The 11,241-nt window shown below is 66.1% G+C and carries 11 protein-coding genes; 6 read left to right on the top strand and 5 right to left on the bottom strand.

Annotated features, from left to right (window positions below; genetic code table 11):
- A partial coding sequence (locus AC1DY5_RS25945) for an NAD(P)(+) transhydrogenase (Re/Si-specific) subunit beta (RefSeq protein WP_340360277.1) occupies positions 1 to 119 on the top strand: 119 nt, incomplete at its 5' end.
- A gap of 124 nt (positions 120 to 243) precedes the next feature.
- Positions 244 to 978 (top strand): FadR/GntR family transcriptional regulator, encoded by a 735-nt coding sequence (locus AC1DY5_RS25940; protein WP_478116032.1) that lies wholly within the window; start codon positions 244 to 246, stop codon positions 976 to 978.
- A 12-nt stretch (positions 979 to 990) separates the two neighbouring features.
- On the opposite strand, the gene AC1DY5_RS25935 is transcribed toward AC1DY5_RS25940, so the two are convergent.
- Positions 991 to 1,992 carry a LacI family DNA-binding transcriptional regulator gene (locus tag AC1DY5_RS25935; protein WP_478116030.1) on the bottom strand — a complete coding sequence of 334 codons (1,002 nt, stop codon included), beginning with the start codon at positions 1,990 to 1,992 and terminating at the stop codon, positions 991 to 993.
- A gap of 284 nt (positions 1,993 to 2,276) precedes the next feature.
- Here AC1DY5_RS25935 and AC1DY5_RS25930 point away from each other — a divergent pair, with 284 nt between their 5' ends.
- The 4 genes from AC1DY5_RS25930 to AC1DY5_RS25915 all read left to right on the top strand — a co-directional run bounded on the left by AC1DY5_RS25930 (position 2,277) and on the right by AC1DY5_RS25915 (position 7,216).
- Positions 2,277 to 3,236, top strand: a complete 960-nt coding sequence (locus AC1DY5_RS25930; protein ID WP_478116028.1) for a Bug family tripartite tricarboxylate transporter substrate binding protein — start codon at positions 2,277 to 2,279, stop codon at positions 3,234 to 3,236.
- Between the two features lie 32 nt (positions 3,237 to 3,268).
- On the top strand, positions 3,269 to 4,420 hold the full coding sequence (locus tag AC1DY5_RS25925; RefSeq protein ID WP_478116026.1) for an L-talarate/galactarate dehydratase: 1,152 nt from the start codon (positions 3,269 to 3,271) through the stop codon (positions 4,418 to 4,420).
- Between the two features lie 33 nt (positions 4,421 to 4,453).
- Positions 4,454 to 6,043: a galactarate dehydratase gene (gene garD / locus AC1DY5_RS25920; RefSeq protein WP_478116024.1), complete on the top strand. Its 1,590-nt coding sequence runs from the start codon at positions 4,454 to 4,456 to the stop codon at positions 6,041 to 6,043.
- A gap of 135 nt (positions 6,044 to 6,178) precedes the next feature.
- A complete protein-coding gene (locus AC1DY5_RS25915; RefSeq protein WP_478116022.1) occupies positions 6,179 to 7,216 on the top strand; it encodes a VWA domain-containing protein in 1,038 nt (345 codons plus the stop codon).
- A 68-nt stretch (positions 7,217 to 7,284) separates the two neighbouring features.
- Here the strand turns inward: AC1DY5_RS25915 and AC1DY5_RS25910 are convergent, their stop codons facing one another.
- The 4 genes from AC1DY5_RS25910 to AC1DY5_RS25895 all read right to left on the bottom strand — a co-directional run.
- Entirely contained in the window at positions 7,285 to 7,776 is a 492-nt protein-coding gene (locus AC1DY5_RS25910) for a heme-degrading domain-containing protein (RefSeq protein ID WP_478116020.1), read from the bottom strand.
- Positions 7,777 to 7,852: 76 nt separating this feature from the next.
- Positions 7,853 to 9,472, bottom strand: a complete 1,620-nt coding sequence (locus AC1DY5_RS25905; protein ID WP_478116018.1) for a GMC family oxidoreductase — start codon at positions 9,470 to 9,472, stop codon at positions 7,853 to 7,855.
- The gene (locus tag AC1DY5_RS25900; protein ID WP_478116016.1) at positions 9,469 to 10,236 is read right to left on the bottom strand and encodes a 3-ketoacyl-ACP reductase; all 768 of its coding nucleotides are present in this window, start codon (positions 10,234 to 10,236) and stop codon (positions 9,469 to 9,471) included. Before AC1DY5_RS25900 ends, AC1DY5_RS25905 begins: the two co-directional genes overlap by 4 nt.
- A partial coding sequence (locus tag AC1DY5_RS25895) for a GMC oxidoreductase (protein WP_478116015.1) occupies positions 10,236 to 11,241 on the bottom strand: 1,006 nt, incomplete at its 5' end. The genes AC1DY5_RS25895 and AC1DY5_RS25900, both read right to left, overlap by 1 nt.

Raw genomic sequence — 11,241 nt, 5'->3', positions numbered from 1 at the left:
GCAGCATGGCCGCGGGCTACGCGGGCCTGGACAACGAGCTCTTCTACATGGACAAGACCATGATGGTCTTCGGCGACGCCAAGAAGGTGGTCGAGGACATGGCCAAGGCGATCGAGTAGCGCTTACCCGCTTTCATGCCGTGAGCGCGGGCCGGCATCTGCCAGAATCGGCGCCTGTGCCGGAACGCCCTCTTCATTGTCGGCCGCATGGATGACAACGTTATCGCTCCTACGCAACCCGCACATGCAAAGTACCGGCCGATCGCTGTCGCGCAGCCTGAGCATGGGTGTCGTCGATGCACTGAGCCATCGGATCCGGATCGGCCCTCTTCGCGCCGGCGACAAGTTGCCCACCGAGGCCGAGATCATGAATGAGTTCGGCGTCAGCCGGACCGTGGTCAGGGAAGCGCTCTCGAGGCTGCAGGCCGCGGGCATGGTGCAGTCTCGGCGAGGCGTGGGCACCTTCGTGGTCGGCGCCTCGCGGGCCAAGCCGTTCCAGGTCGACAGCAGCCCGGACGACAGCCTCGCCCAGGCGCTGGCATTGATCGAGTTGCGCATCGGCCTGGAAACCGAAGCGGCCGCGCTGGCGGCGCAGCGTCGGGTGGCCGTGGATCTGGAGGCCATCGCCGCCGCGCTCAACGCCTTCAAGACGGCCATGGCGCAAGGCATGGACACCGCGGTGCCCGACTTCCAGTTTCATCTCGAAATCGCGCGGGCCGCCCACAGCCCGCATTTCGCCGCCGTCCTCGAAGCGCTGGGTCCGACCTGCGTGCCGACCTCGTTCCTGGAAGCCACGGGCGGGGAAGAACCGAGCATCGCCTCGAGGGACCAGGTGCTGCGGGAGCATCGAAGCATCGCCCACGCGATCGTGCAGCAGGACGTCGATGCCGCACGTGCCGCCATGCGAACCCACCTGGTGAACGGCCACGAGCGGCGTCGCGCTTCCGAACTGCCGAAACAGCCGCTGCAACGTTATTAGGGTTTGATCACCCTAATCCACGGTCGATTGCCGCTCGATCATGCGGAACCCGACATCGATGACGGGCTTCGCAATCGTTTCACCGCGGCAGCGGTCGATGATCAGTCGGGCCGCCAGGCGGCCGATCTCGGCACCGTCCACGTGGACGGTGGAGATCGAGGGTACCGTGTGGCCACCGAAATCCGCGTTGCCGAAGCCGCAGATCGCCAGGTCCTGGGGAACCCGCAAGCCCCGTGCGAGCGCTTCCACGATCACGCCATGCGCCAGCTGGTCCGAACTGCAGCAGATCGCCTCCAGATGCGGGTCCTTCTCCAGCAGTTCCCCGAGTGCGCGGCGGCCCAGTTCGAGGCTGCTGGGTGCCGGCACGAAAGCGGTCGGCAGCTCGCGGCCGATCGTGGTTTGAAATCCATCCCGCCGCATTCGCGCACGAAGGTCGTCGCCGGTCGCGATGCCGATCCGCTTCCAGCCCTTGCCGAGAAAATAGCCGGCCACCGCACTTCCAACCTTCAAGTGCGAGAAGCCGACCAGCATGTCGATCGGCCGATCGCTGAGGTCCCAGGTCTCGACCACCGGAATGCCGGATCTGCGCAGCCGGTCCCGGGCTCGCTGGGACTGCACGAGGCCGGTGATGACGATGCCGTCGGGCTGCCGGCCGATCATCGTGTTGAGCACCGTCTCCTCGCGTTCCGCGTCGTAGGCGGTCTGGCCCAGGATCAACTGATAGCCGGCCGCCGCCAGCTCGGTGGTCAGCGCCTGCACCGTCGGCAGGAACTGAGACACGGACAAGGCCGGCACGATGCCGCCGACCATCAGGCTGCGCTTCGACTTGAGCCCGCCGGCGAGYAGGTTCGGGATGTAGCCGGTCGATTCGACCGCCGCGTGCACCTTCTCGATCGTTTTCTCCGAGACCACGCCTGGATTGGTGAGCGCGCGCGAAGCGGTGATCAGCGAAACGCCTGCGGCCTTGGCCACGTCGTGCAGCGTGGCCGCCTTGAAAGGAGAAACGGCATTCATTCGGCTGTGGGGCGTCCGGGCATGTGGAGGTGAAGGCCAGACCCTACCAAATCCGGGCCACCTGTCACTGACATCGTTGAGCGGAACGGGCTCGGGCATCACCCCTCCAAGGCCTGGAATACCCCTATTAAAAGTTCGTTGACGGATGAAAATGACAACGATATCATTTTCGCAGCGTGGCCGCTCGCGTCTCGCGATACATTATCGACATGAAGCAGCACAGTGGGCTTGATTCTCAGAACAGAGTCAAAAATGACAACGTTACCATTCCAAGGAGACATTTCATGAAGAAGTACCTGGGCGCGATCGCGCTGAGTCTGGCGGCCCTGGCTGCCCATGCGCAGGCCTGGCCCGAGAAGACCGTTACCCTGGTGGTGCCGTTCCCGCCGGGCGGCTCGACCGACCAGGTGGCGCGCGCCATCGCTCCGCGCCTGACCGACAAGTTCAAGCAGTCCTTTCTCGTCGACAACAAGGCGGGGGCCACGGGCACCATCGGCGCCACCTTCGTCAAGCGCGCGGCGCCCGACGGCGCGACCTTCCTGGTGACCTCGCTCGGTCCGCTGGTCATCGTGCCGCACCTGGTCAAGGGCCTGCAATACGACGCGCTGAAGGATTTCGACCTGATCACCGTGGCGGTGGCATCGCCGAACGTGCTGGTGGTGCCCGCGAACTCGCCGCACAAGAGCGTGGCCGACGTGATCGCCTACGAAAAGGCGAATCCCGGCAAGATGACCTTCGCATCGGCCGGCAACGGCTCCAGCGACCACCTGACCGCCGAGCTCTTCTGGCAGCAGACCGCCACCCAGGGCATCCATGTCCCCTACAAGGGGGGGTCGCCAGCCCACACCGACCTCATGGGAGGCCAGGTCGATGCGTCCTTCCAGAATATCAACTCGGTCGCGCAGTACATCAAGGGCGGCAAGATGCGCGCGCTCGCCGTCACCAGCCCGAAGCGCTCGCCCGTGCTGCCCGACGTGCCGACCCTGGCCGAGGCGGGGGTCAAGAATGTCGAAGTCGCTTCCTGGCAAGCCATCGTCGCGCCCAAGGGCTTGTCCCCGGCGGTGCGGGATAAGGCCCATGCGGCCTTCGTCGAAGCGCTCAACGACCCGAAGGTCAAGGACCAGTTCACCTCGATCGGATTCGAAATGGTCGCCAACTCCCCGGCCCAGTTCACCGAATTCCAGCAGAAGGAATTCGCACGCTGGAAGAAGGTGATCGAGACCGGAAAGATCACGATCGACTGAGCGCACGCCGAACCCCTGAAAGCCATCCCGTCATGACCCCCTCCTCTCCTTCCTTCGCCAGCGACAGCATTGCCTGGGTTCGCGTCTCCTCGTGCTATCTGCCGCTGGCCAACCCGATCAGCGACGCCAAGGTCCTGACCGGCCGCCAGAAACCGATGACCGAGATCGCGATGCTGTTCGCCGAAATCGAAACCAAGGACGGCCACCGGGGTCTGGGCTTCAGCTACTCGAAGCGAGCCGGTGGCCCGGGCCAGTTCGCGCATGCGAAGGAGATTGCGCCGGCGCTGATCGGCGAAGACCCGAGCGACATCTCGAAGCTCTGGACCAAGCTCTGCTGGGCCGGCGCATCGGTCGGGCGCAGCGGCATGGCCGTGCAGGCGATCGGCGCCTTCGACGTCGCGCTCTACGACCTGAAGGCCCGGCGCGCTGGCCTCCCGCTGTCCAAGCTGCTCGGCTCGCAACGCGACTCCGTGCAGTGCTACAACACCTCCGGCGGCTTCCTGCACACGCCGCTGGACCAGCTGCTGGTGAACGCGGCGGCCTCGCGCGATCGCGGCATCGGCGGCATCAAGCTCAAGGTCGGGCAGCCCGACCGCGCATTGGACATCCGGCGCGTGGAGGCGGTGCGCAAGCACCTCGGCGACGACATGCCGCTGATGGTCGATGCCAATCAGCAATGGGACCGGCCGACGGCGCAGCGCATGTGCCGCATCTTCGAGCAGTACAACCTGGTCTGGATCGAAGAGCCGCTCGATGCCTATGACTTCGAGGGTCACGCGGCGCTGGCCGCCCAATTCGATACGCCGATCGCCACTGGCGAGATGCTGACCAGTGCGGCGGAGCACGGCGAACTCATCCGTCACCGTGCCGCCGACTACCTGATGCCCGATGCGCCCCGCGTCGGCGGGATCACACCCTTCCTCAAGGTTGCCGGCCTGGCGGAGCAGGCCGGCCTCGGCCTCGGGCCGCACTTTGCGATGGAACTGCACGTCCATCTTGGCGCGGTCTACGCGACCGAGCCCTGGGTCGAGCACTTCGACTGGCTCGAGCCCCTGTTCAACGAACGCCTCGAGATCAGCAACGGCCGCATGCGGGTGCCGACCCGGCCGGGCCTCGGGCTGAGCCTGAGCGACCAGGTCAAGGGCTGGACGCGCGAAGAAGCCGAGGTGGGCAAGCGCGCCTGACATCACACGCCCCCGAAACTCCGAAGGACCCTCATGGCTGAAACACTCACACCCGCGCCGCTCACCATCCGCATGAACGCGAACGACAACGTCGCGATCGTGGCCAACGACGGCGGGCTCGCGGCCGGCACGGTCTTTCCTTCGGGCCTCACGCTGCGCGAGAAGGTGCCGCAGGCGCACAAGGTGGCGCTGGTCGACATCCCCGAAGGCGGGGCGGTGCGCCGCTACGACGTCGCGATCGGCTACGCGCTCAAGGACATCCCGGCCGGCAGCTGGGTCCACGAGCGGCTCTTGAAGATGCCCGCCGCGCGCGCGCTCGAAGGCCTGCCGATCGCCACCGTGAAGCCGCCCGCGCTGCCGCCGCTGGAGGGCTACAGCTTCGAGGGCTACCGCAATCCGGACGGCTCGGTCGGCACCCGCAACATCCTGGCCATCACCCAGACCGTGCAGTGCGTGGCGGGCGTGACCGCGTTCGCGGTCCAGCGCATCAAGGCCGAGCTGCTGCCCAGGTACCCGAACGTCGACGACGTCGTGGCGCTCGAACACAGCTACGGCTGTGGCGTTGCGATCGACGCCCCCGACGCCGTCATCCCGATCCGCACGCTGCGCAACATCAGCCTCAATCCGAACTTCGGCGGCGAGGTGATGGTGGTCAGCCTGGGCTGCGAGAAGCTGCAGCCCGAGCGGCTGATGCCGCCCGGCACCATCCCGCTGGTGGACGAGCGCAACGTGGCCGACGTCGGCGACAGCGCCGAGGCCAAGCTCGACGTGGTCTGCCTGCAGGACGATGCGCACGTCGGCTTCATGTCGATGGTCGASGCGATCCTGCGCCAGGCCGAGGAGCACCTCGAGCGCCTGAACGAYCGSCGGCGCGAGACCGTGCCCGCCAGCGAGCTGGTGGTCGGCGTGCAGTGCGGCGGCAGCGACGCCTTCTCGGGCGTCACCGCCAACCCGGCGGTCGGCTTCTGCACCGACTTGCTGGTGCGCGCCGGCGCCACCGTGATGTTCTCGGAGGTGACCGAGGTGCGCGACGGCATCGACCAGCTCACCTCGCGCGCCAGCACGCCGGAGGTGGCCGAGGCGATGATCCGCGAGATGGCCTGGTACGACGCCTACCTCGACAAGGGGCGGGTGGACCGCAGCGCCAACACCACGCCCGGCAACAAGAAGGGCGGCCTGTCGAACATCGTGGAGAAGGCGATGGGCTCGATCGTCAAGAGCGGCAGCGCGCCGATCTCGGGCGTGGTCGCACCGGGCGAGAAGGCCCGCCAGAAGGGGCTGCTCTATGCGGCCACGCCGGCCAGCGACTTCATCTGCGGCACGCTGCAGCTGGCCGCCGGCATGAACCTGCATGTCTTCACCACCGGGCGCGGCACGCCCTACGGGCTGGCCGAGGTGCCGGTGATCAAGGTCGCCACCCGCAGCGACCTGGCGMGGCGCTGGCATGACCTGATGGACGTCAATGCCGGGCGCATCGCCGACGGAGAGGCGAGCATCGAGGACATCGGCTGGGAGATGTTCCGGCTGATGCTCGAGGTCGCCAGCGGCCGCCGCAAGACCTGGGCCGAGCAGTGGAAGCTGCACAACGCGCTGGTGCTGTTCAACCCGGCACCAGTCACCTGAAGCGCGTGTGCTCGACAGTTGCGAAGCGGCCCCTTCACGGGCACGATATCGCTGCGCTGTGGAGAAAACCCTGCGCTCGCCTGCCGGCGCCCGGTCGCGCCTGCCGAACCGCACGGGATCCACCACGCGCCGCCCATGTCCTTCCTCTGGCCCCAGTACCTCTGGTTATTGCCGCTGCTGGCACTGCTGCCGGCGGCATACGCCTGGCTGATTCGGCGCCGAAGCAAGGCGGCCGTGCGCTACAGCAGCCTGGGCGATGTCCGCGCGGCGGCGGCCGGCCGAAACTGGCGGCGGCACCTGCCGCCGGCGTTGTTCCTGGTGGCTTGCTCGGGCTTGCTGCTCGCCGCGGCGCGTCCCGTGGCGCGGGTGCCGCTGCCCTGGGCACGGTCGTCGATCATGCTCGCCATGGACGTGTCGCTCAGCATGCGGGTCAGCGACGTCAAGCCGACCCGGATGGCCGCCGCACAGGAATCAGCGAAGTCGTTCCTCCGCGAACTGCCGAAGAACATCGAAGTCGGGCTGGTCACGTTCGCCGGCAGTGGCCAGGTCGCCCAGCGCACGACACTGAATCGCGAGTCCCTGGTCGCGGTTATCGACGCCATCCAGATGCAGGTCGGGACCGCGGTGGGCGATGCCATCGTGCTGTGTCTGGCGGAGCTGTTTCCAGACCAGGGCATCGATCTCGGCGAGCTGACTTTCGGCAGCAGGCCGCAGGGGCGCAGCCTGGACGAGAAGGCGAAGGCGCCGCCGAAGGAGATCACCCCGGTGGCCCCGGGCTCGTACGACTCCGCCGCGATCATCCTGCTGAGCGACGGCCGTCGCACGACCGGGATCGATACGCTGGCAGCGGCGAAGATGGCCGCCGATCGCGGCGTCCGCATCTACGTGGTGGGGCTGGGGACGGTGGATGGCGACGCCGCCACGTCCGATGGCATGGCCATCTACATGAGGCTGGACGAACCGACCCTGCGCGAAGTGGCGCGCATTACCGACGGCGAGTACCTCCACGCCGRCACGGCGGAGGCGCTGCGCAGCGTCTACGAAAAGCTCGGCTCGCGGGTGCAGGTGCTGACGCGCGAAACCGAACTCACCGGCTTGCTGGCCCTGATCTCGGCCATCGTTGCGCTGACGGCAACGATGCTGTCGATGCTCTGGTTCGGGCGAGTCCACTGAACGCCGCTCGCGGCACCTCAATCAGCGCATTGCTCAGGTCACAGCAGTCAGCGCAGGGCGGATATTCTTCAATCGAGCTCGACATCCCCGAGCGGAACGCCGCACATCCCGGCCAGTACCTCTACAACGATGGCATGGTCCTGGCGTTGCGGCGCACCGGAAACCGCTACGGCACCCACGCAATCGCCATTGATCACTCGAATTGGGAATCCGCCGCCGTGAACGGCATAGTCGCGCACCGGCAGTCGCCTGTCTTGCTCGAGCGAGACATCTTCCTTCTCGAGTGATCTTCCGACGGCGTATGAACTTCTTTGGAGCAACTCGACCGTGTTGCGCTTGCGTCGAGCCCAATCGGCGTTCTCTGGCTTGGTGCCCGGCATCGCAAAGAAAAAGATCGTCTCGCCCGCCAGGCGAATTTCGATGCTCAGGTTCACGCCGACCGCTTCGCAATGGGCCCGGAGCCTTGTCCCCAGTTCCCATGCTACGGCGTTGTCGAAGTGGGTGAAACAAAGGCGCCGCTCCTGTTCAGCCATGYGATCCAGGTCTCGTTCGATGTTCATTCGATACTCCTTGCTGGCTGCTCGACCAGGGCTGCTGACACCCCCGATCCTGCGCTGTTCCTTGAAGTGGATGTCGCTAGGAAATACGCCCGAGGATATGGTCGACGGCTTTCTCGGCGACCATGATGGTCGGGGCGTTCGTATTGCACGAAGGAACACGTGGCATGACAGAAGCATCGACGACCCGCAGCCCTTGCATGCCTATCACGCGCAAGTCCGGGGACACGACGCTTGCCGGGTCACTCTCGGGCCCTATCCGACACGTACCGACGGGGTGATGGTCCGTCTTCGCATTGGCACACGCATAGTCGAAGAGGTCCTGGTCGCTCGAGAGGCGCGCGCCAGGAAGGATCTCGGTCTGAACGTAGCGGTGCATCGCCGCCTGCGACAGGATCTCGCGCGCCAGCCGCAGCCCCTTGATCGACATCTCCCGGTCGTGGGGATCCGACCAATAGTTCGGATCCAGAAGCGGCGCGGCCGCGGGATCCTGGCTCGCGAGCCGCACCGTGCCGCGAGAACGTGGCCGGAGGTATGCAGTATTGAGCGTGACTCCGGCATTCTGCAATTTCGCCATTCCCGCCTCGATACCCGACCCCAGGCCCAGGTGAAACTGGATGTCGGGCGATCGCGCGTTGACCCTGGGATCGGCGTACCAGAAGCCTCCCGTCTCGAAGAGACTCGACGCGACCGGCCCAGTCTTGAGCAGCAAGTACTGCAGGCCCGCCAACGCGGCATGCTGGGGCTTGTTGAACTTGTCATAGGTGTGATCGCCGGTGCACTCTGCGATGACGAACAGATCCAGATGATCCTGCAGGTTTTCCCCCACACCCGGCAGGTCATGCATCACCGGCACGCCGACCGCACGCAGGTGGTCGGCGGGTCCGACCCCCGATTGCATCAGGAGCTTCGGAGAGCCGATGGCGCCGGACGAAACGACGACTTCCCGGTCGGCCCGAATCAGGCGCGGCCTCGCGTTGTCGGCGCTCACGATCTCGACGCCAATGGYGCGACCGCGCTCGGTGACGATGCGCAGCGCGCGTGTGTTCATCATCACGCGCAGGTTCGATCGTGCCCGAACCTGCTTGTCGAGGAATCCCGTCGATGTCGACGAACGGCGCGCATTCAGTTGCGTGAGCTGGTAGTAGCCGAGCCCGTCCTGCCTGGCACCATTGAAATCGGGGTTGAAGGGGATGCCGAGCTCCTGCCCTGCCTGAAAGAAGGCCTCGCAGATCGGCAACGGGCTGATGGGGTTGGAGACGCCCAGAGGCCCGCCGTAGGCGTGGAACTCGTTCGCGAATCGCTGGTTGTTCTCGGACCGCTTGAAGTAGGGCAGGACGTCGCGGTAGGACCATCCGGTGGCGCCCTCCTCGCTCACCCACTCGTCGTAGTCCGCCGCAGCGCCACGCGTATACAGCTGCGCATTGATCGATGAACCGCCGCCGATCACCTTCGCCTGAGTGAAGCGCAGCACACGGTCTTTCAGATGCTTCTGAGGGACGGTGTGCCAGCCCCAGGATCCGATGCCACGCGTCATCTTCGCAAAGCCGGCAGGCATATGGAAGAAAGGATGCCGGTCGGAGCCGCCGGCCTCGAGCAGCAGCACCTTGATGGAGGGGTCGGCGCTCAGCCGGCTCGCCAAGACGCACCCCGCGGAACCGCCGCCGGTGATGATGTAGTCGTAGCTCTCGGTGGTCATAGTCTTGGAATCGAAAGGGCGCCGTCGACATGCACGACGCTGCCGGTTGAAAAGCCCAGCTGCCCGCCAGCCAACGCCGACACGGCGCGCGCCACATCCTCTGGATACCCCCAGCGCCCCATGGGAACGAGACCCTCCGCGATCCGTCGGTCATAGGCGCCGGCCACGCCCTCGGTCATTGGCGTCCGGATCACGCCGGGGCGGACCTCGAAAACACCGATGCCCAGGGGCGCCAGCCGCAGCGCGAACAGCTTTGTCAGCATGCCGAGGCCGGATTTCGACAGGCAATACTCACCCCTTTCGACCGAAGCCATCTCGACGCTGACCGAAGAGACGGTGACGATCGCGCGGGGTCCCGGCGACGGCGTATCCACCATGTGGCGTGCCACGGCCTGAGTGAAGAAGAAGGTGCCGCGCAGGTTCACGTCGAGCACCCGGTCGAATGACGCGGTCGTCACGTCCAGAAGGTCACCACGGCTCGGTGCGGGGATCCCCGCGTTGTTGACGAGGCAAGAGATGGGGCCGCGCCAGTCGACGATGCGAGCTATCACGGTCGCGTGATCCTCGACACGGCCGAGGTCCGACTCGAAGATCCGGGCGTCCCCGCCATGCTCGACGATTCCGGCCAGCGTGGGCTCGGCACCGCTCGCATCGATGTCAGTCAGGGCGATGTCGAAGCCGCGAGATGCGAGTTCGATCGCAATGCCCGCGCCGATGCCGCGTCGGGCGCCGGTCACAACGGCCAGAGGTCTCAGGGTGTTCATTACAAAACCTCCGTACGCAGATGGTGGCCGACCCGCAGCGCCTGGGCCGCGATGGTCAGGGCCGGATTGACCGCGGCCGACGAGGGGAAGAAGCTCGCGTCGACCACATAAAGGTTGTCGTGATCCCAGGCCTTGCACAAGGGATCGAGCGCCGAGGTCGCCGGGTCATGGCCGAAACGCACGGTGCCGCACTGGTGCGAAGGCGTGTCCATCGTGAAGGGCTTGGTCCACACGATCGGATAACCGGTGCGCTTGATGATTCCGGCGGCTTTTCGCACCCACTTGCGATGCGCGCCCATGTTGGTCCGATGCCAGCGCAGGTCGACGCTGCCATCCGCGTTGAGACGCACCGTGCTGTCACGGTGCGCGAGATCTTCGGACATCACGTACCAGTCGACGCTGTGCGAAGCCACCCACCGAAGCACGGCGCGCGGCGTCCAGGCGGGCATCGCACCGCGCAGGATGGGTTCGCTCAACTTGCCGAGCAGCTGCAGGTTCCCGAGCGGCGGCCCGCTCCCACCCGCGTCGGCGTCGCCGAAGTAGTAGTCGTTCAGCGATAGTGTCTTCGGAAACCGGGTGTCGTTGCGCCGGGTCGGATGAAGGGCCATCAATCCGGTGCAGTTGTGGTTCATGAAATGCCGACCCACCACGTCACTGGAGTTCGCCAGCCCGCGAGGATGGCGATCGTTGGCAGACCGTTGCAACAGGGCCGCGGAGTTGACTGCGCCCGCACTGAGCACAAACAGACCGGCACGAATGCGCGACCTCACGCCCCGCTCCTGGATCTCTGCCGCCACGATGCGCCGGCCGGTCTCATCCGTGATCAATCGCTCGACCATCGTCTCGCTGCGCAACTCGACGTTCGGCTGCAACAGCGCCGGGCGCACCAGGCACATCTCGGCATCCCCCTTGGCATCGATCCGGCAGGGGAACGCATCGCAGGTCCCGCAGCGCTGGCATCGACCACCAGGGCCGAAGTCCACTGCTGCCGGCATCGGGAACGGA

The organism is Variovorax sp. P4_D9 (assembly GCF_056401695.1).
This window is presented reverse-complemented; position numbering and strand designations above follow the sequence as displayed.